Here is a 26851-nt window from a genome sequence, read left to right as displayed (position 1 = left end):
CGCGTCCGCTCAGAACAGCGCGAGTTGGGGCGTCGCCGAGTCCGGGCGACCGAAGAGATCCGTGCGCAATTCCAGCGTGCGGGCATTGAGCCCGTTGCGCCGGCACGCAAGACGGAAGCGCTGCCGGATCAGGTCGGCATAGTCGCCGGTGCCGCGCATGCGGCTGCCGAAACGCGGGTCGTTGTCGCGGCCGCCGCGTGCCTGCTGCACGAGGCTCATCACATGCTTCGCACGGTCCGGGTAATGCCGCTCGAGCCAGTCGACGAAGAGATCCCGGACTTCCAGCGGCAGGCGCAGCAGCACGTAGTACGCTTGCGACGCGCCGGCGGCTGCGGCGGTTTCGAGGACGTGTTCGATGTCGTGATCGGTCAGCGCGGGGATCACCGGCGCGACCAGCACGGCGGTCGGGATGCCGGCGGCGGCGAGACGGCGCAGCGTTTCGACGCGGCGATGCGGGGCGGCGGCGCGGGGCTCCATGCGGCGGGCGAGTTCGGGTTCGAGCGTGGCGAGCGAGATGTTGACCTGCGCGAGGCCGCGCCCGGCCATGCGCGCGAGGATGTCGATGTCGCGTTCGACGAGCGCGCCTTTGGTCGTCACCGAGACGGGATGGCCGAACGCGTCGAGGACTTCGAGGATCGCGCGCGTGATGCCGAGCTCACGTTCGACGGGCTGGTAGGGGTCGGTATTCGCGCCGAGCGCGAGCACGCCGGGGCGATAGCCCGGCCGCATCAGTTCCTGTCGCAGCAATGATGCCGCGTCGCGCTTGACGAAGATCTTGGTCTCGAAGTCGAGGCCCGGCGACAGGCCGAGATAGGCGTGCGTCGGTCGCGCGTAGCAGTAGACGCAGCCGTGCTCGCAGCCCTTCGCGGGATTCACCGAGCGGTCGAACGGAATGTCCGGCGATGCGTTCCAGCTGATCACGGTCTTGGCGCGATCGTCGAACAGCGTCGTCGGCACGCGCGCTGCGCCGGTCACCGCTTCGTCGCCTGGATCGACGTCCGGCACCCGTTCCCAGGCGAGGAAGCGTGACGCGGTGTTCGATCCGGCGCCGCGTCCGCGGAATCCCCCGCCCGAATTTCCGTTGTCCACGTCAGCCCCCGAATGCTCCACGCTTCCGACTATGACTCCCCCGGGTCGCGCCGGGTTCGGACGCCGATTTGGGCCCTATTGCGTCTGCATCGCCGCCTCCCACTGGCGCAGGAAGTCCCGCCGTTTGATCTGGTCGAGATAGGCGAGCAGCGAGGTGCCCAGTGCGATCGGCCGGAATGCGCCGCCCAGTTGCTGGCGCAGGCCGGATGCGGCGGTCTTGCCCGCGGCGTCCTCGCGCACCGAGAACAGGCCGGCGCGCTCGGCGAGGATCGTCTGGCCGCGCTCCGACAGCAGGAAATCCAGCCACAGCCGCGCGGCGGCCGGATGGGGCGCCTTGCGCGCAATGAAGGCCACGCGGCTCAGCACCAGGGTGTAATCGCGCGGCCACACCACGCCGATCGCCGGGTCGAGCTGCGCGCGCGAGTATGCGTAGGAGCCGAGCAGGTTGTAGCCGATCAGCACCTCGCCGGACGCGATGCGTTCGAGCATCGTCGCGGTGCTGACGTGCAGCTCGACATGTTCGGCACCCATCGCGCGGGCGAGCTGCCAGAACGCGGTCGGATTGGCCTGCGCGTCCTGGCTGTGCAGCAGCAGGCCGAGGCCCGAACGGGCCGGATCGTAGGTTGCCAGCCGCCCGCGGAAGCGCGCCGGCTGTTCGGTCAACAGGCGGATCAGCGCCGCGTGGGTGTCCGGCACCTCCTCCTTGGCGAGCCCGCGTTTGCTGTAGACCAGCGCGGTCGGCTCGTAGGTGGTGGCGAACGCTTCGTCCTTCCACACTGCCCACGCCGGCAGCGCCACGGTTTCGGCGGAGCGGTACGGCTGAGCGTAGCCGTCGTTCACCAGCTTCACCTGCAGATCCATCGCCGAACTCCACAGCACGTCGGCGCCGCCGCCCTGTGCGGCTTCGGTGACGAAACGCTGATACAGGTCGGCCGAGTTCATGTCGTGGTAGTCGACCCGTACGCCCGGATGCTGCGCTTCGAACGCGTCGAGCACCGGCTGCACGATTTCACGGTCGGTCGCCGCATACACGACCACCTTGCCGCCCTCGCGCACCGCCGCCGCGAGGCGGTCGGGTGTCGCCTGCGCGAAAACCGGAGGCGCGGCGAGCAGCAGCGCGGCGCACAGCAACTGTCGAATCCCGATCATCCCTTCTCCTCCGGTCGCCGCTTACTGGCCCGCGGCTTGGCCGGCCCGGCGTTTTGCGACAATAATGAACAGCCAGGCTTTCGCTTCACTTTCGATTTCATTTCAAGGCCCACCATGCGCCTGCTGCTTGTCGAGGATCACGCCGAACTTGCCGAATGGGTTGCGAAAGCGCTGCGCCACGCAGGCTATGCGCTCGACGTGCTCGACCGCGGCGATCATGCCGATCACGCCTTGCGCAGCCAGGCTTACGACCTGGTGATCCTCGACCTGTCGCTGCCCGGCCTCGACGGGCTGGAGGTGCTGCGCCGCCTACGCAGCCGCCAGCAGGGCGCGCCGACGCCGGTGCTGGTGCTCACCGCGCGCGGCACTACCGAAGACCGCGTCAAGGGGCTCAACCTCGGTGCCGACGATTATCTGCCGAAACCCTTCGAACTGGCGGAGCTGGAAGCGCGCATCAAGGCGCTGCTGCGGCGCAGTGGCAATCTCGTGCCGCTGGTGCGCATCGGCCGGCTCGAATTCGACACCACCACGCGCATGGTCTCGGTCGAGGGCAAGCCGCTGGCGCTGACGCCGCGCGAGCTGGCGGTGCTCGAAGCGCTGCTGTCGCGTGTCGGTCGGCCGGTCGCGCGCGAGGCGCTGTTCGAAAAGGTGTTCGACTTCGACGCCGAGGCGCGCGTCGAGGCGATCGAAATCTACGTCTCCCGCCTGCGCAAGAAGCTCGAAGGTTCCGGCGTCGCGATCAGCACCCTGCGCGGCCTCGGCTACCTCCTCGCCGAAGCGCCCGCGGACTGAGCGCTGGTGAATAAATCTACTGCGCAGCCCGATTTCGCCCCTGCGATGCTCGCCGTACCACTTGTACGGCTGCGCTTCTCGGGACGAACTCGGGCCGCTCGCGACGATTTCTTCGCCAGCTCCGGGCGCAGCCGGCGGCGATGAGACCGCGCTACAGCCTGCGCCGGCGGGTCGGCTGGTGGCTGCTGCCGCCGCTGCTGATCCTGCTCGTCATCAATGCGGTGCTGTCCTACCGCAGTGCGCTCGAGGTCGTGAATCGCGCCTACGACCGCTCGCTTACCGCGTCGATCAAGTCGGTGGGCGAACGCACGCACTCGCTGGCCGGCGAGATCCATGTCGACATCCCGTATTCCGCGTTCGAAGTGTTCGAGGACAGTGCGCAAGAGCGCATTTTCTACGCGATCGTCGCGCCCGGCGGCGAACTGCTCACCGGCTATGCCGACCTCGCCCCAGCGCAATTGCCGCCGGACAGCGGCGAAGTGCGTATTACCAATGCGCGCTACCGCGGCCAGGATGTGCGCCTCGGCGCGATGCGAAAGCGCCTCTACGACCCGGCGCTGACTGGCGGCGACGCGGTGCTGATCGTGTTTGCCGAAACCACCGGGGCGCGCACCGCACTCGCGCGCGACCTGTTCCTCGACAGCCTGCGCCGCCAGCTCGCGCTGATCGGCGTCGGGGCGTTGCTGATCGTGCTCGCGCTGACGTCGGCCTTTCGTCCGCTGCTCGAACTGCGCGAAGCGATCCGCAAGCGCGACGAGGAAGACCTGACCCCGGTGCCGACCGGCAACGTGCCGAGCGAGGTCGGTCCGCTGATCGATGCGATCAATCACCACATGGAGCGCCTGTCGGCGATGCTCGTCGCGCGCCGGCGCTTCCTCGCCGACGCCGCGCACCAGATCCGCACGCCGCTCGCGGTGCTCACCACCCAGGCCGAATACGGCCTGCGTCAGGATGACCCGGCCGAGATGCGCCGCACCCTCGCGAGCCTGCTGGCGAGCATCCACTCGACACGGCGGCTCGCCAACCAGATGCTCGCGATGTCGCACGCCGAGGCGGTCAACGGCCTGATCGGCGAACGCGCGCCGCTCGACCTCACCGCGCTGGTCAAGGAGGTCGCGATCGAGCTCGTGCCGCTGGCGCTGAAAAAGCGCGTCGACCTCGCCTACGAAGGCGCGGATGCGCCGCTGACGCTGCACGGCAACGCCGCGATGCTGCGCGAGATGGTCGCCAACCTGATCGACAACGCCATCCGCTACAGCCCGCCCGACGCCCATGTCGTCGTCGCGGCCGGCGCGTGGGGCGACGTGGCGGTGATCAGCGTCAGCGACGAGGGCCCCGGTATCCCCGCGGCCGAGCGCGAGAACGTGTTCAAGCGCTTCTACCGCATCCTCGGCCAGCGCGACACCGAAGGCAGCGGCCTCGGCCTCGCCATCGTGCGCGAGATCTGCTGGGCGCACCGCGGCAAGATCACGTTGAAGGACGGCGAAGGCGGGCGCGGGCTGTGCGTGGAGATCGAGCTTCCCCTGGCCTAAGCTCGTCCGCTCCTGCGCGCCGGGCCATAGCGCGCTATCCTGACGCTTTGTGATCCGCACTCCGTCGATGATGTCTACCCCGAACCCTGCAGCGATCGCCCGCTGGCCCGACGTCCCCGCCTGCTACGACTGGCTGTCGCTCGATCGCCGCGGCCTCTGGCGGTTGCAGGGCGAGCCGGTTGCGCACCCTGGCCTGATCCGCTTCCTCAACAACAGTTACGGCAGCGACGGCGCCGGCAACTGGCTGGTGCATAACGGCCCGCAGCGTGTGTTCGTGATGCTCGACTACACACCGTGGGTGTTCCGCCTGGACCCGGACGGCGGGCTCGGCACCCACACCGGCATCGCCGCCAGCGCCCCCGACGCCGCCTATCTGGACGAGGAGGGCAGCGTGCTGCTGCACACCGCGGCCGGGATCGGGCTGCTCGACGACCGCGACCTCGCCGCGTTCCTTGCCGCCTGCCAGCGTGGCGACGGCAGCCCTGCGGACGACACCGCGCTGCTTGATGTCATGGAAGGTGGTGCCGGCGTGTTCTGGCACGGACTGCCGCTGCAGTCCATCGCGCGTGACGAGGTGCCCGCGCGCTTCGGCTTTCGGCCGCGCCCGACGCCCTGAACTCACCCCCAGCGGCCATGGTGACGGCGACCTTCCGCTTCTACGAAGAACTCAACGACTTCCTCGCGCCGGAACGTCGTTACCGTGAATTCACGACGCCCTGCGCGCGCGACGCCACCGTCAAGCACATGATCGAAGCGCTCGGCGTACCGCACACCGAAGTCGAACTGGTGCTGGTGAATGGCGAATCGTCGATGTTCGACCGCCTGCTGCGCGACGGTGACCGCGTCGCCGTGTATCCCAAGTTCGAGGCCTTCGACATCACGCCGCTGCTGCGCGTGCGTGAACACCCGCTGCGCCGCACACGCTTCGTTGCCGACGCCCACCTCGGCGGGCTCGCGCGCCTGCTGCGCATGACCGGTTTCGACACGCTTTACGACAACAACTTCGCCGACCCCGAGATCGAGGCCATCGCCACCCGTGACGGCCGTGTCGTCCTCACCCGCGATCGCGAACTGCTCAAACGCCGTACCATTAGCCACGGTTGTTACGTGCATGCGCTGAAGCCGGCCCAGCAGTTCGCGGAAATCCTCGACCGCCTCGACCTCGCCCGCAGCGCGCGGCCCTTTACGCTGTGTCTCGCGTGCAACGCCCCATTGCACGCGATCGACAAGACCCTTGTCGAACACCGCCTGCCGCCGCGCGTGCGCGAGCGCTGCCAGCGTTTCAGCACCTGCGACGTGTGCAAGCGCGTGTTCTGGGAAGGCTCGCACTGGGTGCGGATGCGGGAATTGATCGAGACTTTGCTGCCGGATCAGTGACTGTTCACTGCGCCGTGCCGCCCCCGGGCAGGCAGGGCGGCGTCCGGGACCGGTCGCCCGTCGGGGACGATCCAATCGGCCCTGAAGGGACTGCGAGGGAGCGAACGGTCTGCATTCGCCCCCTGCGAGAGGTGCTCAGTTCCTGCTCGGACGTTCCATTTTTTCCGGGCGTTCGGGCTTTTCCGGACGCTCGACACGTTCCAGACGTTCGACACGTTCGACTTTCTCCGGCCGCGACACGCGTTCGAGCTTCACCGGGCGGTCGCCCTTGGCGGCGACGTCGGTCCGCGCGCGGTTGTCCGATTTTTCGAGGGCTTTGGTGGCGGCGCGTTCGCTGCGTGCGTCACCGGACTTGATCGACTTGGCCAGTCGCTCATTGCCGGATTTGATCGCACTGATCACCCGTCCCAGCTTGAAGCCGTTTTCCTTGGCGATCTGCCCCCAGCCCATGCCGGCAGCACGCATCGTCAGGATGCCCTCAAAGTTCGTCTCCTGACCATTGATCAGGATCGTTCCGCCGGTGAGCGCCGTCGCCAGTTCGGCCGACGTGGGGTCGGTGATGCCGGCCCGGGTCAGGCTGGCCTGCGCCAGGGCGAGGGTGATGAAGACGTTGCCGTAACCCATCGGCGCGCTCGGCGTGATCGCTACCGGTTCGGTCTCGGGCGTTTCGGATTCCAGCGTGATCGGCGTGCCGCTGCGCAGACCTTCAATCAGGGTCAGGGCGTTGGACTCGCTGCCGGCCAGCGTGGAAAAATCCTGCGACATGTTCTCGGCGGCGCGGGTCGGAGCACTGCTCGCGGTGCGATCGAAGCTCGCCGCAGCCGAATTGATGTCGCCGGAGGCGGTCTGTGCCAGCGTCACACCTGCCGAACCGCCGAGTGCTGCGATCAACAGCGCCGACAGCACGTGGCGCTTGAGTCGAGAATGCATGATGTTTCTCCTGTTCATTGCCGGTTCTGGCGAACTGAAAACGGTGACTGATGCGGGTCCGGAGGTCTCAACCGCGGCGGACGCGGGAGACTCCGGCGATGAGTCGAGTCAACATCTTCCGCCCTTTTAAGCCATTGTGAACGCGGAGCACGGAAATATTGCCGATCGCATCGTTACGCGACGTAACGGACCGCGGACGGCCCTTGCTACCCGCCCGGCAGCGCCAGGATGCCTGACTTGCGTGCTTCGTCGTTGTCGCACGGCCTGATCACGCCGTATCACCCTTCAGGCACGTTCGCCAATGCCTGCCGCGGCTTGCCCGGCACCGGCGAGGACCGCGGCATCCGCGTCGTGGCGCGCAAGCTGCTCAGCGAACGGTCGGCGGCGGCGCGCCCGAGGGTTCGTGGCTGACCAGGACTTCGGTCGCCACAAGGTAGTAGATGACGCCTTTGTCATCGACCCGGCGGATCAGGACGGGCAGCCCGAAGTGCTCGGTCGCCAGCCATACATCCGTCATTTCGCGCGCGGCGCCGTAGCGGGCGCGGACATGCTGCGTGCGCCAGCGTTCACCGAAGGGCAGGCGCACGGTTTCTTCGCCGAGCTGCTCGATGCGGTAGGTCTGCAGCGCACCCCCGACGGTCACCGGCAGGTCGCCGCCCGCCGCGACGCCCGGATAGCCGAGCTGGTAGAGCAAGGACAGCGCGTCCTGAGCCGTTTCGGGCAGTGCGCTGCTGCCGGCGCCGCTGCGGATTTCCTGTGCCGACCAGTCCAGTTCGGCACGCAATTCGCCCGGACGGCCTTCTTCGCGCTGGACAAAACGCTCCGGTCGCAGGCCGGTGGCGGTGATGTGTCCGGAACTCTCCCGCAGCGTGCGACCGGGCCGGTACCAGGGAATCTCCGACACGGAGGTCGGTTCCATCAGCTCGGAGATCCGGTATTGCCCGTCCGCGGTGACTTCCCACTGGTGGGTCGATTTGCCCATCGGGATGTGCTTCTCGCCCATCAGCGCCATATAGCTGATGCGTCCGGCGCGCGGCCAGGCGGTGCCTGCCGACGGCGCGGCGTTCGGTGGGGCCGGCGTGTCGCCGGGCGGGATCGCGTCTTCCGTCGCCGCGGGCTCGCTGGACTCGGGCGCTTCGGCGGATGCGACGTTCTCGTTTGGGGGGACGGGCTCGCTTTGTTCCAGCGGTTCGGCCAGAGGCGGCGGTTCTTCCGGCTGCTCCGCCACCACGGGCACCTCGGCCGGTTCGAGCTTTTGCTCGCCGAGTTCGGCCTGCGCCGTGCGGGGGGGCTCCTTCGGGCGCGGGGGTTTCTTCCTGGCCGGTGCCGGCGGAGGTGCTGCGGGAACCTGAAGCGGTTCGAGTTTCGGCGCGCTGTGCACCAGCTTTACATCGAGCGGCTTGAGATCGGGCAGCGGACTCAGATCGAGGCGCGGCCCGATGAACAGCAGGGCGTGCAGCAGCAGCGACAGCCCGATGGCAAGCAGCAGGCGGCGCGAGACGAAGGGCGAGGAGGCGGGAATCGATGCGGTCATGGATCAGCGCCCGCGCCGTTCGAAAACCGGGATGACGGCAACATTGTGGTGCGGGCGGGCGCAATTCTAGCGCGACTCGTGTGCGCGCGCCGATCGGCCGAGAAAAAGCGTCGGCGCAGGCGGGCGCCGCTCAGTCGGCGGGGGCGGCGTCCGGCTCCATGTAGATCAGCTCCCAGATGTGGCCATCAGGGTCTTCGAAGGCGTGTTCGTACATGAATCCATGGTCCTTCGCGTCACGCGGAATGCTACCGCCGGCTGCAACCGCTTTCGCCACAAGCGCATTGACGTGATCGCGGCTGTCGCACGACAGGCAGAGCAGGACTTCGGTGCTCTTCTTCGCGTCGCACACTTCCTTCTTGATGAAGGTCTGAAAGAAGCGTTCGACGAGCAGCATGACGAAGATGTTATCGGCGATGATCATGCAGATCGCGTCGTCGTTGGAGAACTTCGGCTCGAAGGCGAAGCCGAGGGCGCCGAAGAACTCGCTGGTGCGCTTGAGCTCCTTGACCGGGAGATTGACGTAGATCTGTCTGGCCATGTGTGTGCTCCTGCGGATGAGGATGGTTCAACATAGCCGACGCGAACTGATTTTCAATCGCAATTTCCCGGGCGCTCGCAGGCAGGGCAGGGGATTCCCCGCGCTTGCGGAGCCGGCAGCGCGTTGCCGTCGCTTATTGTGCGGGGACTGGCGCGGGCGCCACGCCGAGCGCCCGCAGGACTTTGGTGTGACCGCCCTTGGCCGCGAGGGCGGCGGCGTTCAGACCATCCTCATTGGTGAGGCGGGGATCGGCACCTTTTTCAAGCAGCAGACGGACGCCTGCATCCCGACCGACTTCGGCGGCGACCATCAGTGCCGTCCAGCCGTTGCGCGTCGCAGCATGGACGTTGGCGCCGCGCTCCAGCAATAGCGGCAGCACCTCATTGTTGCGGCTGGTGGAGCGGATCAATGCGGTGGCGCCCGAGTTGCTGCGTGCATCGACATCGGCACCGGCGTCGAGCAGCAGGCGCACCACTTCCGGCTGGGTGCCGCGATATCCGCCGGCAGCCAGCATCAGCGCGGTTTGCCCCGCGCTGTCCCGGGCGTTGACCGATGCGCCCTTCGCCAGCAGGGCCTGCACCACCTCGGCGAGGCCATTGTCTGCCGCTGCCATCAATGCGGTGTGCCCCGTGTTGCCACTCAAGTCGCCGGTCTGCGCATTCACATCGGCGCCCTTCTTGATGAGATGCCGCGCAACCTCGGGCGCGGGCTTGCGGATCGCCACCAGCAGTGGGGTGGGCTGCCAGCCCTGCATCGAGCGCGTGCGCGCTTCGAGCTGTGCGCCTTTGTCGAGCAGCATCTGCACGAGCTCGAGCTGACGCTGCAGTGCCTCGCCCGACTGGCGGCTGGCGTCGGCCGCGCGATGCAGGGGCTGCCAGCCATTGCCGGTTTCGGCATTGACGTGCGCCCCGCGCGCCAGCAACAGACGGACGCTCTCGAGGTTCAAGGCGCTGGCGGCTGCGCCCAGCGCCGTGTCGCGATCGCCGGGGTAATCGACCGCGGCGCCCAGATCGAGCAGCAGCTGCATGATCTCCGTAGGCCCGTCGGCCGCTGCGACCATCGCCTCGTTGATCGCCTCGGGCGACGGTTTCTCTGCGAGCAGGGCGTCCAGCACGGTGCGCTGCCCGGCTCCGGCGGCCCACGGCAGGGCGCGATTGACGTCCGCGCCGTGTTCAACGAGTTCCTGCACCAGCGCCAGGTGCCCGGCGCGGGCTGCCCGCATCAGCCCAGTGGTTTCGACATGGTCCTCGCTGTCGACCGGCATGCCGGCGCGCAGATACAGCGCGACCGCTTGGGCGTCGTTCTTTTCCGCGAGATCGACGAAGGTGTTGGCGTCGTAGGCGAGCCCCATCTGGTTGATGCGCACGCGCACCTTGTCGGGCGTATCGACGAATTGCGGGTAAGCCCACAGGCCCAGCAGCGTCGCCGCCAGCGCGAGCGCGGCGGCATGCAGCGGGCGCTGCCGCAGGAGGCGGAACAGCTTGTGGCGCCAGCCCGGTGCGAGGACATGGATGAGCTGCGCGATGTCCTGGTCGAAGCTTGTGTCGCGGATTTCGAAAGCGTTGCGCTGCGCCAGCGCCGCGAGATCGGCCGGCAGATCCTTCGCCCTGGGCATCGCGGCGTCCTGCAGCAGTACCGGGATCACGCGGATCTTGCGCTTCAGCGCGGTGACGATCTCGACGCGCACGAAGTCCTTGTCGTCGGCGAGGCGCCAGTGGCCTTCGTCGTCGGTGGCCGTGAGCCAGTCCCTGCCGATCAGGACGAGCAGGACGTCCGACTGGTGAATCTTGTGCCGGATGGCGTCGGCAAAGTCCTCTCCGGCACCGATGGAGTCGACGTCGCGGTACACCCGGTCGGCGCCGAAGTGCCGTGACAGGCGATCGAACACCCGACCTGCGTGACCGCTCGTGTCATCGCGCCGATAGCTGATGAAGATCGCCGAAGTGGCCATGCAGTGGCGCTCCTGGCTGCTGGTTTGCCGGGTGCCCGGCCCGACCGCGACCCTCGCCGGCGCGGGCGCGCAACGGCGGCGATCGGTCGGCTGCGCACAATCCTACGCTTAGCCGCCGCTGAGCGCGCCGACAATCAGCAACTCGTCGCCGGGTGCGAGCGGCAGCGCCAGCGACGTCGCCGCCGCACGGTTGATGTAGAAACGCACGTGCGGCCGGATCGCCCCGTGTTCGTCGACGACACGGAAGCGCAGTCCCGGGTGGCGCCGGTCGAGGTCGTCGAGGACTTCGCCCAGCGTGCCGCCGTCAGCGTCGAGCTTCGACTGGCCGCCGGTGTAGCTGTAGAGCTGGCCGGGGACGACGACGCGCACGCTCATGACGACACCGTCGCGGCCTCCACCGCGAAGATTTCCGGCAGGTGCTCGGCGATGCGGCGCCACGTCGCGCCTTCGTCCGCGCTCGCCCACAGCTGGCCGCTGGTGGTGCCGAAATACAGGCCCGCCGGGTCGCCTGAATCGACGCAAAAGGCCTGGCGCTTGACCGTCCACCACGCCTGTTCGCGCGGCAGCCCGTCATCCTGGCGTGCCCAACTCTCGCCGCCATCCCGGCTGCAATACACCGCCGGCCGGCCATCGGGGGACGTGCGCGGCCAGTTTTCGGTGCCGTCCATCGGAAATACCCACAGCGTGTCCGGGTCGCGCGGGTGCAGCACCACCGGGAAGCCGATGTCGCCGACCTCGGCGGGCATCGCGGCACCGATGCGTTGCCAGGTCTCGCCGGGGCGATCCAGGCGGTAGATACCGCAGTGGTTCTGCTGGTAGAGCCGGTCGGGCGCCAGCGGGTGCTGCGCGACGCGGTGCGGGTCGTGCCCCAGTTCGGGGGCCGGGTCGGGCATGAAGGTCGCGGCGACGCCGCGGTTCAGCGGCCGCCACGTCTCGCCCGCGTCGCCGGTCTCGAACACGCCGCCCGAGGAAATGGCGATGTACATGTGCGCGGCGTCGCGCGGATCGATGCAGATCGAATGCAGCGGCGGGCCGCCCGGAACCGCCCCGATGTACTGCTGGATGCCCGGCAGATAGCCGCTGTTGAGGCCCGCCACTTCCTGCCAGGTGTTGCCGCCGTCGGCCGAGCGGAACAGGCCCGGCGGCACGGTTCCCGCATACCACACGCCCGCGTCGTCGGCATGGCCGGGGGTAAGCCAGAAGACGATGTCGACGCTCGCTGCCGCCGCCGCGGGGTCCGCCGCCGGGGCGAAGGCCGGTGGTTTCGCGGCTTCCTGCCAGTGCGCACCGAGGTCGCTGGAGCGGAACACCGTCGGGCCGAGATGTCCCGGACGGGTGCCGAGCAGCAGCGTTTTGCCGTCACGCCGGTCGAGCACCATGTGATGCACCGCGGAGCCGAGAAAGTGCGGACCGGAAACGCGCCAGTCCTTGCGTCCGCCGTCGTCGTGCAGGATGAAGGCGCCCTTGCGCGTCCCCACCAGCAATATGCTCTGGTCCATGCGCTGATCCTCCTTAGAGTTCTCAGAATAGTTTTTCTATGCCGGGAAACAAGGACGTGGTTGCGTCGGGCGGGGGGCAGCCCGAGCCCCGGGATGGCGCCCGGCCCCTGCAGATGCTCGGGTTTCCGTCGTTGGCGCGACCACTTGTCCGCAGCCAAAAAAATGCCGGCCACCGGGCCGGCACGTCCTGCGGTCGCGCGTCCTGTCCTACTTGGCGGCCTTCATGTCGGCCATGCACTTCTTCATGAACGAGTTCTTGGCGGCGCCCGCGAGCGCCTTGCCGTTCTTGTCGAGCGCCTTCGCCGAACATTCCGTGTTCACGGCGTCGCCGTGGCACTTCTTCATGAAGGACGACTTGGCGGCGCCGGCAAGCGGCTTGCCGTTCTTGTCGACGGCCTTGGATTCGCACATCGAATCGCCCGCAGGCGCTGCGGTGGCTCCTGCGGCGGGTGCCGCGGCCGGTGCCTGCGCGAACGCGGTGCCGGCGACGAACAGGGTGGCGAGGACGGCGGTGATCAATCGGGACATGCGGGTATCTCCTTGTGATCCGGGTCGGTCCGCGTGGCGTATTACGCCTCCTGCCACCGGCGGTGTTCCGGAGAGGTCTTGTCGAGAACTGCGGTCTTGCACCTGCGTGCAGGAATATAACGCGTGACTACCCTGTTCGGGTGACATCGTTTGCGGACGACAGGTGCTCGCGGTGGCCTTCCTTTACCGCGCGCACGTCTGCCAGCCCGATAACCGACCGCGGCGGGCGTTGCGTGCAGCGAATCCCGATATAATTGCCGGAAGCGCCATTCGTGGCGCACCGAAGTGGCAGACTGTCCCGCCCGCCAACACTGGTTGCTTGCCCGCCGTGATCGAGAATCGACCCTCCAGGCTTCTCGTCGTCGATGACGATCCCGTCACCTGCGCGCGCCTCACCGCGTATTTCTCCAATGAGGGCTATGCCGTCATTGTCGCGAACAACGGCGAGGACATGTGGCGCATCCTGCGCTCCGAAGCGATCGACGTCGTTCTGCTCGATGTCGGCCTACCGGGCAAGGACGGCTTGGAGCTTGCGCGCGAGCTGCGCGCGCATGACGAACATCTCGGCATCATCCTCGTCACCGGCCGCAACGACGACATCGACAAGATCGTCGGCCTCGAGTCAGGCGCCGACGACTACGTCACGAAGCCGTTCAATTCGCGCGAACTGCTCGCGCGCGTGAAGATCATCCTGCGCGGACACCGCAACCGGCCGGTGGCGCAGGAACGCCAGACGTGCAGCTTCGGTCGTTGGAGTCTCGACATTGCCCATCGGCGACTGGTCGCAGCCGACGGCAAGAAGGAAAGCCTGACGCGCGGCGAGTTCGAGCTGCTTTCCAGCCTCGTGCGCCGTCCCGGTGTCGTGCTGAGCCGCGAACGGTTGATGCAGAGTGTCAGCCACCGTGCGTGGGATCCGAACGATCGCACGATCGACGTGCTGATTTCGCGGCTGCGCGACAAGCTTGAAGATGATCCGAAGAATCCGGAGCTGATCATCACCGTGCGTGGCGAGGGCTATCTGCTTGTTGCCGACGTCAAGTCATAGCGCCTCAAGTGAGGCCGCGGCCGGGGGACCGGTTCCCGGCGTCCGCCAATTGCTGCGCTAAGGCGTCGCAACTGAGCCGGCAGCTGCCGTGCAGACGTTCGACCAGCGGGGCAATCGTGGCGAGCTCGGATTTTGCGTCGCTGCCTGTGCCGCCCGTTGCCGTTTCAAGCTGCCGCGATTCGGCGATGACGCGCGTGAAGCCGAGATTGCCGGCGGCGCTGCGCAGGCGGTGGGCGCGCTTGCCTAGGGCCTGCCAGTCCTGCGCCGCGATACAGCGCTCGAATTCGCCAAAGGCTTCCCGGGCGTCGTCACGGAAGAGTTCGAGCAGGTGCGCGAGCGTGCCAGCGCCGAGCGTTTCGATTTCGCCGGCAAGATAGTCGTGGTCGAGCAGCGCTTCGGGTGATGCGCGGTCGGTGGCCGAAGCAGCCGGGACATCGGCGGGTGCCGGCCCGGTTTCGCCACTCCGGCCTGTTTGCGCTGGCGCGGCGGCCTGCGTCACCGCCGCCAGTGCGCGCGCGAGATCGGCACGGTCGAACGGTTTGCTGAGGAACCCGGCCATGCCCGCGGCGACGTATTTGTCCGTCGCATCGGCCGAAACGTGCGCCGACATCGCAATGACCGGCAGCGTTGCCCAGCGCCCCCCGGCGAGTTCGCGAATGGCCCGCGTAACTTCCAGCCCCGAGGCGCCGGGCAGGCTGATGTCCATCAGCACGAGGTCGATCGGGTCGCGGCGCTGGCCGAGCAGCGCGATGGCCTCGTCGCCGTCAGCGGCCGTCAGCGGCCGGTGGCCAAGGGATTCGAGGTAGCGCACGCTGACGATGCGATTGATCTCGTCGTCCTCGACGACGAGCACGTCGAGCGGCCGTTGCGGCGAGCGCGCCACCGGGGCGGCTGCAAGCGGCTGCGGAATGTCGCTGCCGACTTCGAAGGGCAACTCGAAGCTGAGTTGTGTGCCTTGTCCCGGAACGCTTTCGAGTCCGATCCGGCCGTCCATCAGCTCGACCAGGCGCTGGCAGATCGCCAGCCCCAGGCCGGTGCCGCCGTGCCGCCGGTGGGCGGTCTCCTCGACCTGCACGAAGGGCTTGAACACTTCCGTGCATTGATCGGCCGGGATGCCGATGCCGGTATCGCTGACCGTGAAGCGCAGCCGCACCCGCTCTCCCGCGGCCGCAGGCCCGCCTTGCACCGACACCGTCACCGAGCCCTCGTCGGTGAACTTGATCGCGTTGCCGATGGTATTGAGCAGGATCTGGTTGAGCTTGCGGCGGTCACCGACGACGATTTCGGGCACCGTCGCGGCGATATCGCGAATCAGCGCGATGCCCTTGGCGCGTGCCGAGACGGTCTGCAGCGCCAGCATGTTGTCGATCGTGTCGCTCAGCGCGAAGGGAACATGCTCGAAATCGAGTTTGCCCGCTTCCAGCCGCGAGAAGCTCAGCATGTCCTCAAGGGTCTCCAGCAGCGTCGCGTTCGCGTAGCCGATCATGCGCACATATTCCTGCTGGCGCGCGTCAAGGCCGGTGTCGCGCAACAACTGCACGCTGCCGCTGACGCCGCTGAGCGGGGTGCGCAGTTCGTGGCTGAGGGTCGCGAGGAACACGTTCTTCGCACGGTTGGCTTCCTCGGCTTCGCGGCGCGCGATGGCATGTTCGGAGACTTCGCGCTCGAGCAATGCGTTGCTGTGCTGCAGTTCGGCGGTGCGTAACGCGACCTGGTCTTCGAGTTCCTGCTGGTGGCGCAGCAATTCGGCTTCCAGCCGAAGCCGTTCGCGGGCGTTGTCGCGGAACTGTTCGAGGGCGCGGCCGAGCGGCGCGAGCGGATCGTTGCCGGTGGTGGCGATGCTGATGTCGAGATTGCCGCTTGCCAGCGAGCGCACCGCCGCCTCCATGCCCTGCAGCCGGCCGAGCACGTGGTAGCGGAACAGCACCCACAGGGTCGCCATGAGGGCGAAAAACAGCATCGCCGCGACGGCAAGAAAACCGATGATGCCGCGTTCGACCGCGCGCTTCGACTGGTCGCCGGCGACGTCGATCGCGCGGCCGGCGGCGGCGACGAGCTCACCGGCCTGGTCGCCGAATTGCGCGGCCAGCGCGCCGCCGTCGTCGCTCAGGCGCTGAAACGATTGCGTCAGTTCGAGCCGTTGCCGGCGGATCGCGAACAGCCCGTCGGGTGCTGTACCGGTCGTGAGGACTGCGTAATGCCCGAGCCCGCTCGCCTTGCGGCCCGGATCGCCAATGTCCTGCAGGCGGCGCTGCAGGATTTCCAGATTCGTGCTGAAACTTGCCTGCAGGGGCGGGAGTGCGTCCGGGTTCTCCTCGCGTTCGAGGCGTTCGAGCAGTGTCTTGAGGTTAAAACACACGAGCTGGAATTCGGCCATGCGCTCCATGCGGTCGATGTTGACCTCGATCAGGCGGTCGAGCGATGCGAAGACACGCTCCTTCGGCGGATTGCCGCCGATCAGCGGATACAGGCTGGAAATGGTCGCCGTTGTCGCCGTCGAGGCGTTCGCCGCGAGCGACTCGGACAGCATCACCAGCGCCAGCACGGCACGCTGATGCTCGGCGCGCAGGGTCTGTTCGCGTTGCCCGAGTTCCAGGCGGCGGCGCACTTCGTCCGCCTGACGCACGAGGTTCGTGCCGATCGAATCGAGCGTTGCGGCGACCGCCGTGCCGAGGCCCGGTTCGAAATGCCGTTGCTCAAGACGCTGCAGCAGGCCGCGCATCTCGGAAAGCTGCTCGCCCGACGCCTGCTGCAGGCGATCGACTTCGGCGGTCGATTCCGCGCGGCCAAGTTGTTCGACCACCGTGGCGACACGCATGTTGAGACGCGCCACCGCCTGCACCGCACTCATCGCAGGCACCGCGTCGTCGATGATCGCGCGCTGCGTGGCGACCACCTGCTGAAAGCTCACCCACGCGGTCGCGGCGATGACCACGGTGAGCAGTGCGCCCGCGGCCAGGACGACGATGAGCTTGCCGATCAGGCCGAGGCGCGCGTCGAGGCGCTTGATCCAAGCCATCATTCCTGGCCCGCTTGCCGGCGGTGCCGTGGAGGGACGACGACGGAAAGTCTAGTGGGAATGACGTTGTCCCCGCTTGGCGATTGGACTAACATTTTGCGCGCCCGCCCGGTGTCAGGCAACGGCGGGTGTTTGCGGCATCCCGCGGCGCGACCGCGGGTTCGGTGGCGGCGCTGCGAACGCCCGCCTTCCCCCTCGAGAGACCATCCATGCGGCGTTTCCCCGTCGTCGTTGCGAGCGTGCTGCTGGATCTGTGCGGCAGCGTTCCGTTGCCGGCAGTCGCCGCGCGGGAAATCATGCGCTGGGAAGCTCCTGACGACTACACGCAGCCCGGCACGCCGGTAGCCTACGCGCCCGTGCGGCCCGCAACGCGTCGCTGGACCTTGTGCGCGGCGTTTCCGCACATCAAGGACGCGTACTGGCTGGGCGTCAATTACGGCATGATCGACGAGGCGCGGCGGCTCGGCGTCGAGGTGCGCTTCGTCGAGGCCGGCGGCTATCCGAACCTGCAGATCCAGCGCGAGCAGTTCAAGGCCTGCGGCAGCGACCCGGCGGTCGACGCGGTCATCGTCGGCACGGTGTCGTTCGACGGCCTGTCCGACGTGATCGGCGAAGTGGCGCGGCGCATTCCGGTACTCGCCACCGTCAACGATGTCGCTGGCGAAGGCATCGCGGCGAAGGTCGGCGTGTCGTGGCATGAGATGGGACGACTGACCGGCGAATACCTCGTCCGGCGTCACCCGGGACGCGGGGAGGAGATCCCGATCGCGTGGTTTCCGGGCCCGCAGGGCGCCGGCTGGGTGCCTTTCGTCGACCGCGGCTTTCGCGACGCGATCGCGAACAGCCGCATCGTGATCCGCAGTACCGCATGGGGCGACACCGCGAAATCGATCCAGCGCAACCTCGTGCAGGGCACCCTCGATCAGCATCCCGAAGTCCGCTACCTGGTCGGCAATGCGCTGATGGCCGAGGCGGCGATCAGCGTGCTGCGCGAGCGCGGCCGGCAGGACGGCGTCGGCATCGTCGCGACCTATTTCACCCCGGCGGTGTATCGCGGCATCCTGCGCGGCCGCATCGTCGCGGCGCCGTCCGACGCGCCGGTGCTGCAGGGGCGGCTGTCGGTCGGCCAGGCGGTCGATCTGCTCGAAGGGCGGAGGTTTGCGCGACATATCGGTCCGCACGTACAGGTCGTCGACCGCGATGGGCTGAAACGCATCGATCTCGACGATTCGCTGCCGCCGAGCACCTTCACGCCGCAGTTCAGTTTTCCGCCCGCGTCGACGAAATGAAGCCCGGCTCGTGGCCGGGCTTCGTGCCGGGACGCCCCGGTCGGGGCGCCGGTGCTTACATTGCGGCGGCGTCCTTGGCGTTCTTCTCGAGGAAGTCCAGCACGATCTTCTTCTGCGTGTCGTCGAGGCCGGCGCGCGGGAACATGCTCTGCGTGATGCCGTGCCACTGCTTCTTCGTGTAGTCGCCCGGTTCGCGCGGCACATGGCATAGCGTGCAGCGTTCGTAGAAGAGCTTTTCGCCTGCCGACATGCTCGCCATCGTCGCGCCCTTGAGCTCGGCGGCGCGCTCCATCAGCTTCATGCTCGCCACGTCGAGCGCAAGCTTGCCGGCGGTCTCGATCGGGGGCGGCTCATAGGCGCGGTTCTCGGACTCGGCATCGGTGCATTTCTTCAGGCTCGCGATGCAGGTGTTGGCGCTGGTCGCCTGGCTCAGCCCGCTCGACGCGACGCTGGTCGTGATCATGTTGATCGCGCCGCTGTTGCAGCGTCCGCGCGAGTCGAGCTGGATCCAGTTGCCTTCCTCGAGGCTGACCACGCCTTTCATGATCTGGTCGGTGACCACCGCCCCGGCGATCAGCGCGCCGCGCTCGTTGTGCAGTTCGACGAGGTCGCCGTCCTTGATGCCGTTGGCCTTGGCGTCCTCGACGCTGATGCGCACATGCTGGCGGCCCTTGACGTTCTCGTACTTGCGCACGTCGGCCTGCGCCATCTGCGAATGGACGCGGTTGAACGGGTGCGGGCTGACGACATGCACCTGGCCGGGCTTGGCGTTGCCGAGGTATTCGGCCGGTTCGAGGAATTTGGGGATCGGCGGGCAGTCGGCGATCTTGAAGCTGTCGATCTCGGAGCAGTACAGCTCGATCTTGCCGGACTTGGTGTGCAGCGGGCTCTTCACCGGATCCGTGTAGAAGTCGCCGTGTCGCACCCACTGGCGCATCTTCTCGGGTACGTCGATCTTGACCATGCCCTTTTCCCAGAACTCGTCGAAGGGTACGGTCGGGTTCGTGCGGTCGTACGACTCGCGCAGGATCTGCTGCACGGTCTTGCCTTCGGAGAACTGGAAGCCGACGCCCATCAGCTCGCCCAGGCGGCGGAAGATCTCGAAGTCGTCGAGGCTCTCGCCGTACGGCTGGATCACCTGGCGCATCGCGTAGATCTTGTCGTTGCTGTAGGTGCCGCCGGAGCTCATGTCGTCACGTTCGAGCGCCGAAGTCGCCGGCAGCACGATGTCGGCGAAGCGCGACGAGGCGCACCACCACGGGTCCTGGCAGATCACCGTATCGACCTGCCGGTTCATCGCGCGCAGCAGCTCGTTGGTGTTCTGCTGGTGCGACATGAAGTTGTTGCCGGCGTTGTAGATCAGCTTGGCGTTCGGATAGGTGTGCACCGCGCCGTCACGCGTGTATTGCTTGCCGGGGTTCATCAGCATCTCGCTGATGCGCGACGCCGGGCAGCGCGCCTTCACCGGGTTGCGGCCCTGCGACAGGCCGACCGGCATCGGGTGGTTCGACTGCGGCATGCCGCCACCGCCGTAGTGCCAGCTGAAGCCGACACCCTGGCCGGGCTTGCCGATCTTGCCGAGCATCGCGGCGAAGTTGATGATCGCCCAGTGCGTCATCTCGCCGTGGTGCGCGCGCTGCAGCGCCCAGGCGCCGGCGAACTGGGTGCGCTTGGTCGCGAACAGCTCCGCCAGTTCGACGATCTTCCGCGCCGGGATGCCGGTGATCTTCGCCGCCCATTCGGGGGTCTTGGGCGGCGTGCCGTCGGCATCCTTGCCGAGCAGGTAGGGCAGGAACTTGTCGAAGCCGACCGTGTACTTGTCGAGGTAGGCCTTGTCGTACTTGCCCGTCGTATACACGTGGTAGGCCATCGCGAGGAACAGCGCGGTGTCGGTGTTGGGCACGATCTTCACCCACTCCGAGCCGAGCGCCTCGTCGGTCGTCGTGTATTGCGGGTTGATCGAGATGAACTTCACGCCGCGATTCTTGATCGCCTTCCAGCGCGGGAACATCTGGTGGTCGGCCACCGTGTATTCGATGCGATTGTTCTTCCACGGATCGCAGCCGATCCACACCATGACTTCGGTGTGCTCGGCCATCACTTCCCACGCGGTCTGTGGCGAATACACTTCCATGTCGCCGATGATGTGCGGCAGGCTGACCTGCGAGGCGCCGCCGGAATAGTCGCCGGTGGTCACCGAATGGCCGCCGATCAGGCCGAACAGGCGCCCCTGCAACACTTGCGGGCGCAACAGGCCGGCGTGCGACCAGCCGCCGTAGGAGCTGCTGAACACGGCTTCGTTGCCGTATTTCTCGGCGGTCGTCAGGATCGCGTTCGCGGTGATCGCGAGGATTTCGTCCCAGCCCACGCGCACGAAAGGTTCCTTGCCGCGCAGATGCGGCTTGGTGTCGCCCATCGGGTTCGCGAGATAGGACTTGCGCACCATCGGGTACTGAACGCGCGTCTTGTGATAAACGCGGCTGATCAGCCCTTCGGTGAGCATCTTGGTCGGCATTGCGTCGATATCGGTGAGCGGCTGAATACCGACCAGCACGCCTTTCTTGACCACCGCCTTGAACGGTCCCCAGTGGCTCGCGCTCGGAATCACGACGGTGTCGGCGCCGAAGACGTCGCTCGCGCCAAACCAGGTCAGACCGTTCGCCGCGACGGCGGAGGCGACGGACGCCTTGAGAAATTCCCTTCTTGTAATGCCCATGATTGCATCTCCTGATCAGTGTCGGCCTTGCCCGAAAGCGCTACCTGACCACCATCCTAGAGACGGCCGATGAACAGACGGATTCGTTTTGTTGGGACTTGGTTGAGTTTGGTTAATCGATGTTAACGGGACGCCCGACCATTCACCTTCCGCCAGGTCGTCACGAATCCATGGGCTTGTTTTTAAACCGATATGCCGCGTTCTGACGACTTACAAACTGCCACCGTCATTCACCATTTTCGACAGTGCCGTTCATCGCCGATCCCCATCATCCAGTCTCGAACGGGTCCCTCGGACCGCGCACGAATTGCAACGACGATGACGGGAGAACACCATGAACGGCCACTATTCAAGACTGATGATCGCGAGCATCGCGGTCGCGCTGACCCACACCGCTTTCGCGGAGGACAAGCCGGAAGTGCTCGGCGGGACGATCGGCGGATCGGTCAAATTTGCCACCGACTACGTCTTCCGCGGCGAATCGGAAACGGTCAGCGGCGAGATCCCCGCGGTCCAGGCGTCGCTGACATGGACCCACTCGAGCGGTGCCTATGTCGGCTACTTCGGCTCGACCAACAAGTTCGAGGGCTCGCCCGACATCTCCGCCGTGGTCGGCCCTTACGTCGGCAAGTACGGCGACATCGGCGATAGCGGCGTCGCTTACAATGTCATGGCCTTCGCCTACCAGTACCCGGGCGCCAGCCGTTACAACTATTCCGAACTCTACATGTACGTCAGCAAGCAGTTCGGGCCGGTCAATCTGAAGCTGGAAGTGACGCCGACGCTCGACGACTGGTTCGGCGTCAACGGCTGGAAAGGCGTGAACTACGCGATCCACCCGAAAGTTGCGCTCCCCCACGATTTTTCGGTCGATGGCTCCTTCGGCTACCAGGAGCTGACCGGCGACGGCGCCGAAGGCTGGCGCCACTGGAACGTCGGCGTCACGAAAAAATTGTGGGGCCTCGACTTCGACCTGCGCTACCACGACACCGACATCGATCGCGGGCACAAAGTTTATGGCAGTCCGTCGGGACGCAAGATCTTCAAGGAACGCGTCGTGTTCGCGGTATCCAAGAGTTTCTGACGGCGAGGCTTGGCACCCGACGGGGCACGCCGAAAAACACAAGGGGCGCCGCGGCGCCCCTGCGATGCCATGCGGCGAAGTGCCGCCTTACTTTTCGACGAAGGCGTGCTCGATGACGTAGTCGCCCGGCTCGCCGATGCGCCTGGACATCTTGAAGCCGCGGCGGTCGAGCAGTTCGCGGGAGTCCTTCAGCATCGCGGCGCTGCCGCAGATCATCACGCGGTCGACGGCCGGGTCGAGCGGCGGCAGGCCGATGTCCTCGAACAGTTTGCCGCTTTCGATCAGGTCGGTGAGGCGGCCCTGGTTGCGGAAAGGCTCGCGCGTGACGGTCGGGTAGTAGATCAGCTTTTCGCGCACCGCGTCGCCGAGGAACTCGTGCTGCGGCAACTCGTGGGTGATGTAGTGCTCGTAGGCGACTTCGCTGACGGTGCGTACGCCATGGATCAGGATGACCTTCTCGAAGCGCTCATATACGTCGAGATCGCGGATCACGCTCATGAAGGGCGCGAGTCCGGTGCCGGTCGAGAACAGGTACAGGTGCTTGCCCGGCAACAGGTCGTGCAGCACCAGCGTGCCGGTCGGCTTGCGCGATACCAGCAGTTCGTCGCCCGGCTGCACTTTCTGCAGGCGCGAGGTCAGCGGGCCGTCGGCCACCTTGATGCTGAAGAACTCAAGGTTTTCCTCGTAGTTTGCGCTGGCGATCGAATAGGCACGCGTCAGCGGGCGACCGTCGACTTCCAGTCCGATCATCACGAACTGGCCGTTTTCGTAGCGCAGCGCGCGGTCGCGCGTCGTCGTGAAGGAGAACAGCGTGTCGTTCCAGTGATGCACGCTGACGATCTTTTCGGTGATGTATGCTGCCATGGCTGCTTTTTCTGTTCTTTGCACGGAAGGCGCGCATTGTACTGCGGCCATGCAGCGTCGCGGGCTATATGGTCTGTCCAATAAGTTATATAAATGGCCGGTCTTGGGGCCTCGCGCTGGAAGGGTTCTTGCGCGTTGATCGGGACGCTGTCGTCGCAGTTGCCAGCGTTTGTGCCGCTTGCAGGTGGAATAATGAAGAACCGGCGGATCGCCGCCGAGGGGCGCTGCCATGACCATCCGTGCATATCATGAGACTAGCAAGCACCGACCCGAGCGTTATGCGCCAGGACCGGGCCGGCTCGACTGGGCAAATCAGCCGGATCCGTGGCGCAGCTATGCGGGTGCGCCACAGGTGGCGCTGCCGCTGGCGGCGGACGGGCTGGCGACGCGTTACAACGATGTGCGCCGCGGCAGCTTGCCGGCGCCGGCGCCGCTCGATCGCGAACACGTCGGCCTGCTGTTCGAACTGTCGCTGGCGCTGTCGGCGTGGAAGGAATTCGGCGGCTCGCGCTGGGCGCTACGCTGCAATCCTTCGAGCGGCAACCTGCATCCGACCGAAGGCTACCTGATTGCGCCGGCACTGCCCGGCGTCGCCGCGGGCGTGTATCACTATCTGAGCCGCAAGCACGTGCTGGAACAGCGGGCGCAGGCCGGTGACGACTGGGATGCGGCGTTTCGCGGGCCGGCGGTGCTGGTCGCCTTGAGTTCAATCCACTGGCGCGAGGCGTGGAAGTACGGCATGCGCGCCTACCGTTATTGCCAGCACGACTGCGGTCATGCAATCGCCGCCGTCTCGCTGGCGGCTGCGGCGCTCGGTTGGTCGGCGCGGGTGCTCGATGCGGTCGGCGACGACGACATCGCACGTCTCGCCGGGCTCGATCGGGAGGCCGACTTCGGCACGGCCGAACGCGAAGCGCCGGACGTGCTGATGCTGCTTGGTGCGGCGCAGGTGACCGTTGACGTGGATGCGCTCGTCGCCCTCAGTGGACATTGCACGTGGCAGGGCGCGGCGAATCGGCTCAGCACGAGCCATGTGGACTGGCACGACATCGACGCGGTGCATGCCGCTGCGCACAAGCCGCGCATCACGGCGGAGGTGGTACCCGCCACGCCGGCCTTGCCGCCGCCCGCGCAGCCGGCCCTCGAGCTGGTCGTCGCAACGCTGGTCCGCCAGCGCCGCAGCGCGGTCGCCTTCGACGGAGTGACCGGCATGAGCGCGGACGCCTTCTTCGCGATGCTCGACACCCTGTTGCCGCGCCCCGGCGTGCCGCCGTGGAGTGCGTGGGCGACGCGGCCGCAGGTGCATCTGGCGCTATTCGTCCATCGTGTCACCGGGCTTGACGCGGGGCTGTACGTTTTCCTGCGCGATGCAACGGCGCTCGACGAATTGCGCGCGGCGCTGCGCGAGGACTGGGCGTGGCACAAGGTCGGCCCGCCGCACTTGCCGCTGTACCTGCTGATCCCCTACGACCTGCGAGCGGCGGCGCAACACATCTGCTGCCATCAGGAGATCGCCGCCGATTCGTGCTTCGCGCTCGGCATGCTGGGGCGTTTCGGCCTCGCCCTGCGCGAGCCGTGGCGCTACCCGGCCTTGTTCCGCGAATGCGGCATGATCGGCCAGGTGCTGTATCTCGAGGCGGAGGCCGCCGGCCTGCGCGGCACCGGCATCGGCTGCTATTTCGACGATGCCATGCATACGCTCCTCGGCCTCGCCGGAAGCGAGTGGCAGAGCCTGTATCACTTCACCGTCGGCGGGCCGATCGAGGATGTGCGGCTGAGTTCGCTGCCGCCGTACCCGGTCGCCGGTCGCTAAGCGGGGGCGAAGGCCGACAGGTCGCCGGGTTTGCGCAGCATCTTGTCGACTTCCGCGAGGTGCTGTTCCTCCGTCTGGATCATCTGGCGCGCGAATTCCTCCAGCGCCACCGAGCGGTCCGCGACCAGTGTGAGCAGGTCGCGGTAGAGATTCAGCGCGGCACGCTCGGCATCCAGCGATTCGCGCAGCATCGCGCCGATATCGTGCTGGTGCGAATCGAGCAGCGGGCCGATCGCGAGCGAGGGGTGAGCGCCGAGCGTCGCGACCCATTCGCCTGCTGCGCGCGCGTGCATCAGCGATTCCTCGGCCTGCGAATTCAGCCACGACACGATCGGGATGCGGCCGAAGCCGAACACCAGAAACGAGTAGTGCGTGTAGCGCACGACGCCGGCCAGTTCCGCTTCGAGGATGTGGTTCAGTACCGAAACGGTTGCTTCCTTGTCGAGTTCCGCCATGTCGTTCTCCTTGTCTGCGCGCGCCGCGTCGGGGCTTCCGGAACGCCGCCTCGCTACACTCTAGTTCACCGCTGTGGCGCCTGCCGGGGGCAGCGATCGTCAGGCACGGTGTCGGGCGGGTGTCAGCGGCAGATCAGTACCGGGATCTTGCAGTACGCGAGCACCTTGTTGGTTTCGCTGCCGAGCAGCAGTGCGTTGATGCCGCGGCGGCCATGCGAGGCCATGAGGATGAGGTCGCAGGCGCGTTCGGTGGCGGTGCGGATGATGGCCTGGTGGGGGGTGTCGTTGGTTTCGAGGACCGGTTCGGCGTCGACGCCGGCGTCGCGCGCGCGGGCGACCGCGGCGTCGACGATGCTTTGCCCGTGCGCCACGGCCTGTTGCGCGAAGCGGCGCGATTTTTCGGCGTCATAGTGGCCATCCTCGCCGAAGTTGGTCACCGGAAACGGAGCTTCGGCGGTGGCGTTGAGGATCGTCAGCCGTGCATGCAGGTCGCGCGCGAGCGCGATCCCGCGGACCAGTGCTTCGTCGGACAGTGGCGAGCCGTCGGTGGGAACGAGGATGTGCTTGAACATGGTGCTTCCTTCAGATTGAGAGTGGATGCGTCGGCATGCGGCGATCGGGGGCGCGTTCCGCAGTGCCGGCTCAGTCGGCGCGCACGCTGGCCCCGCGGAGGATCGGTTCCCAGCGCAGTGCTTCGGCTGTCAGCCGTTGGCGCAGGCCCTCGGGGGTCGCCTGCCCGGCGCTCGCGGGGATGGCGCCGAGTTGGGCCATCCGTGTCTTCAGCGCCGGGTCGGCGAGGGCCTCGCGCAATCCCGTGGCAAGGCGCTCGATGGTCTCGCGCGGCGTGCCTTTCGGCGCATAGAGGCCGTGCCACACCACCAGCTCGACGTCCGCCAGGCCGGCTTCGGCCAGCGTCGGCACCTGCGGCAGCACGTCCGTGCGCGCCTTGCTGGTCACGCCATAGGCACGTACTTGGCCGGCCTTGATCGCCTTGAGCGTGTTCGTCGGCTGGTCGCACAGCAGATCGACGTGGCCGCCGACCAGGTCGGACAAGGCTTCCTGCGTGCCCTGGTAAGTGATCGCCCGCGGTTTGCTGCGCGTCGCGTTCATGAACAGCAGGCCGCACAGATGCGAGGCGGAACCGACGCCGGCATGCGCGTAACTGAGCGCGCTGGTGTCGCTGGCGAGCAGCCCCTTGAGATCCTTGGCCGGCAGTCCCGCGCGCGCGACCAGCATCATCGGCACTTCGGCAATCAGCCCGATCGGCTCGAAGTCGCCGATGGGGTCGTAGCGCAGGTCGCGGTACAGGCTCGGGCTGGTCGCTTGGCCGATGTTCGACAGCAGCAAGGTGGTGCCGTCGGGCCTGGCCTTGCTGGCTTTTTCGGTGCCCAGCGTGCCGCCGGCGCCGAGGATGTTGCGCTCGACGACCTTCTGCTGCAGTGCCTTGCCGAGCGGGGCGAGAAGGAGGCGCGCGAGTTCGTCGGTCGGCCCGCCATGCGTGAAGGGCACGATGATCATGATCGCGGGCTTGCGTGCCGGCGCGGTCGGCTGGTCGGCGGCGCCTGCGGGCAGGGCCTGGGTCGCGCAGGCGAGCGCGAGCAGCGCGGCGGGCAGGCCGCGGGTCTTGTGTGTCATGCGGATCTCCGT

At 67.1% G+C, this 26851-nt stretch carries 23 protein-coding genes; 8 read left to right on the top strand and 15 right to left on the bottom strand.

Going from position 1 to position 26851, the window contains the following annotated elements; genetic code table 11:
* Positions 1 to 9 precede the first annotated feature (9 nt).
* Entirely contained in the window at positions 10 to 1089 is a 1080-nt protein-coding gene (locus GPA25_RS11785) for a PA0069 family radical SAM protein (RefSeq protein WP_343034908.1), read from the bottom strand.
* A 75-nt stretch (positions 1090 to 1164) separates the two neighbouring features.
* Positions 1165 to 2238 (bottom strand): ABC transporter substrate-binding protein, encoded by a 1074-nt coding sequence (locus GPA25_RS11780; RefSeq protein WP_169260583.1) that lies wholly within the window; start codon positions 2236 to 2238, stop codon positions 1165 to 1167.
* Positions 2239 to 2352: 114 nt separating this feature from the next.
* On the opposite strand from GPA25_RS11780, the gene GPA25_RS11775 reads away from it, so the two are divergent.
* The 4 genes from GPA25_RS11775 (at position 2353) to GPA25_RS11760 (ending at position 5939) form a co-directional block, all read left to right on the top strand.
* Positions 2353 to 3030 carry a response regulator gene (locus GPA25_RS11775; RefSeq protein ID WP_169260582.1) on the top strand — a complete coding sequence of 226 codons (678 nt, stop codon included), beginning with the start codon at positions 2353 to 2355 and terminating at the stop codon, positions 3028 to 3030.
* Positions 3031 to 3170: 140 nt separating this feature from the next.
* Positions 3171 to 4562, top strand: a complete 1392-nt coding sequence (locus GPA25_RS11770) for a sensor histidine kinase (protein WP_169260581.1) — start codon at positions 3171 to 3173, stop codon at positions 4560 to 4562.
* 67 nt (positions 4563 to 4629) lie between these two features.
* A complete protein-coding gene (locus GPA25_RS11765; RefSeq protein ID WP_169260580.1) occupies positions 4630 to 5178 on the top strand; it encodes a DUF2946 family protein in 549 nt (182 codons plus the stop codon).
* A 17-nt stretch (positions 5179 to 5195) separates the two neighbouring features.
* Positions 5196 to 5939 carry a Mut7-C RNAse domain-containing protein gene (locus tag GPA25_RS11760; RefSeq protein WP_169260579.1) on the top strand — a complete coding sequence of 248 codons (744 nt, stop codon included), beginning with the start codon at positions 5196 to 5198 and terminating at the stop codon, positions 5937 to 5939.
* A 135-nt stretch (positions 5940 to 6074) separates the two neighbouring features.
* Here GPA25_RS11760 and GPA25_RS11755 read toward each other — a convergent pair whose 3' ends face one another.
* The 7 genes from GPA25_RS11755 to GPA25_RS11725 all read right to left on the bottom strand — a co-directional run bounded on the left by GPA25_RS11755 (position 6075) and on the right by GPA25_RS11725 (position 12919).
* Positions 6075 to 6869, bottom strand: a complete 795-nt coding sequence (locus GPA25_RS11755) for a hypothetical protein (RefSeq protein WP_169260578.1) — start codon at positions 6867 to 6869, stop codon at positions 6075 to 6077.
* 367 nt (positions 6870 to 7236) lie between these two features.
* Positions 7237 to 8403, bottom strand: a complete 1167-nt coding sequence (locus tag GPA25_RS11750) for a DUF3108 domain-containing protein (RefSeq protein ID WP_169260577.1) — start codon at positions 8401 to 8403, stop codon at positions 7237 to 7239.
* 130 nt (positions 8404 to 8533) lie between these two features.
* A complete protein-coding gene (locus GPA25_RS11745) occupies positions 8534 to 8941 on the bottom strand; it encodes a VOC family protein (protein ID WP_169260576.1) in 408 nt (135 codons plus the stop codon).
* A gap of 133 nt (positions 8942 to 9074) precedes the next feature.
* Entirely contained in the window at positions 9075 to 10892 is a 1818-nt protein-coding gene (locus tag GPA25_RS11740; RefSeq protein WP_169260575.1) for an ankyrin repeat domain-containing protein, read from the bottom strand.
* Positions 10893 to 11000: 108 nt separating this feature from the next.
* Complete coding sequence (locus tag GPA25_RS11735; RefSeq protein WP_211163076.1) at positions 11001 to 11267, bottom strand: MoaD/ThiS family protein; 267 nt, start codon at positions 11265 to 11267, stop codon at positions 11001 to 11003.
* Positions 11264 to 12391 carry a WD40/YVTN/BNR-like repeat-containing protein gene (locus tag GPA25_RS11730; protein WP_169260574.1) on the bottom strand — a complete coding sequence of 376 codons (1128 nt, stop codon included), beginning with the start codon at positions 12389 to 12391 and terminating at the stop codon, positions 11264 to 11266. Before GPA25_RS11730 ends, GPA25_RS11735 begins: the two co-directional genes overlap by 4 nt.
* A gap of 207 nt (positions 12392 to 12598) precedes the next feature.
* Positions 12599 to 12919, bottom strand: coding sequence for a hypothetical protein (locus GPA25_RS11725; protein ID WP_169260573.1), 321 nt, complete (start codon positions 12917 to 12919; stop codon positions 12599 to 12601).
* Between the two features lie 319 nt (positions 12920 to 13238).
* Here GPA25_RS11725 and GPA25_RS11720 point away from each other — a divergent pair, with 319 nt between their 5' ends.
* The gene (locus GPA25_RS11720; protein WP_169260572.1) at positions 13239 to 13964 is read left to right on the top strand and encodes a response regulator; all 726 of its coding nucleotides are present in this window, start codon (positions 13239 to 13241) and stop codon (positions 13962 to 13964) included.
* Between the two features lie 4 nt (positions 13965 to 13968).
* Here the strand turns inward: GPA25_RS11720 and torS are convergent, their stop codons facing one another.
* Positions 13969 to 16983, bottom strand: a complete 3015-nt coding sequence (gene torS / locus GPA25_RS11715) for a TMAO reductase system sensor histidine kinase/response regulator TorS (RefSeq protein WP_211163075.1) — start codon at positions 16981 to 16983, stop codon at positions 13969 to 13971.
* Between the two features lie 209 nt (positions 16984 to 17192).
* On the opposite strand from torS, the gene torT reads away from it, so the two are divergent.
* Positions 17193 to 18272, top strand: a complete 1080-nt coding sequence (gene torT, locus GPA25_RS11710; protein WP_169260570.1) for a TMAO reductase system periplasmic protein TorT — start codon at positions 17193 to 17195, stop codon at positions 18270 to 18272.
* 55 nt (positions 18273 to 18327) lie between these two features.
* On the opposite strand, the gene GPA25_RS11705 is transcribed toward torT, so the two are convergent.
* Complete coding sequence (locus GPA25_RS11705; protein WP_169260569.1) at positions 18328 to 20988, bottom strand: molybdopterin-dependent oxidoreductase; 2661 nt, start codon at positions 20986 to 20988, stop codon at positions 18328 to 18330.
* A gap of 334 nt (positions 20989 to 21322) precedes the next feature.
* Between GPA25_RS11705 and GPA25_RS11700 the strand changes: the two genes are divergently transcribed.
* Entirely contained in the window at positions 21323 to 22072 is a 750-nt protein-coding gene (locus tag GPA25_RS11700; protein WP_169260568.1) for a TorF family putative porin, read from the top strand.
* An 87-nt stretch (positions 22073 to 22159) separates the two neighbouring features.
* Here the strand turns inward: GPA25_RS11700 and GPA25_RS11695 are convergent, their stop codons facing one another.
* Positions 22160 to 22936: a ferredoxin--NADP reductase gene (locus tag GPA25_RS11695; protein ID WP_169260567.1), complete on the bottom strand. Its 777-nt coding sequence runs from the start codon at positions 22934 to 22936 to the stop codon at positions 22160 to 22162.
* Positions 22937 to 23165: 229 nt separating this feature from the next.
* Between GPA25_RS11695 and GPA25_RS11690 the strand changes: the two genes are divergently transcribed.
* On the top strand, positions 23166 to 24749 hold the full coding sequence (locus GPA25_RS11690; protein ID WP_169260566.1) for a SagB/ThcOx family dehydrogenase: 1584 nt from the start codon (positions 23166 to 23168) through the stop codon (positions 24747 to 24749).
* Here GPA25_RS11690 and GPA25_RS11685 read toward each other — a convergent pair.
* The 3 genes from GPA25_RS11685 to GPA25_RS11675 all read right to left on the bottom strand — a co-directional run bounded on the left by GPA25_RS11685 (position 24746) and on the right by GPA25_RS11675 (position 26839).
* Positions 24746 to 25204 carry a ferritin-like domain-containing protein gene (locus GPA25_RS11685; protein ID WP_169260565.1) on the bottom strand — a complete coding sequence of 153 codons (459 nt, stop codon included), beginning with the start codon at positions 25202 to 25204 and terminating at the stop codon, positions 24746 to 24748. The two genes, GPA25_RS11690 and GPA25_RS11685, sit on opposite strands and share 4 nt — an antisense overlap.
* A 122-nt stretch (positions 25205 to 25326) precedes the next feature.
* On the bottom strand, positions 25327 to 25776 hold the full coding sequence (locus GPA25_RS11680) for a universal stress protein (RefSeq protein WP_169260564.1): 450 nt from the start codon (positions 25774 to 25776) through the stop codon (positions 25327 to 25329).
* 70 nt (positions 25777 to 25846) lie between these two features.
* Positions 25847 to 26839: a tripartite tricarboxylate transporter substrate-binding protein gene (locus tag GPA25_RS11675; protein ID WP_169260563.1), complete on the bottom strand. Its 993-nt coding sequence runs from the start codon at positions 26837 to 26839 to the stop codon at positions 25847 to 25849.
* Positions 26840 to 26851 lie beyond the last annotated feature (12 nt).

Source organism: Aromatoleum diolicum, assembly GCF_012910955.1.
Taxonomy (GTDB): Bacteria; Pseudomonadota; Gammaproteobacteria; order Burkholderiales; family Rhodocyclaceae; genus Aromatoleum; species Aromatoleum diolicum.
Note: the sequence above shows the minus strand (reverse complement) of the source record. Positions and strands in the feature narration are given on the sequence as shown.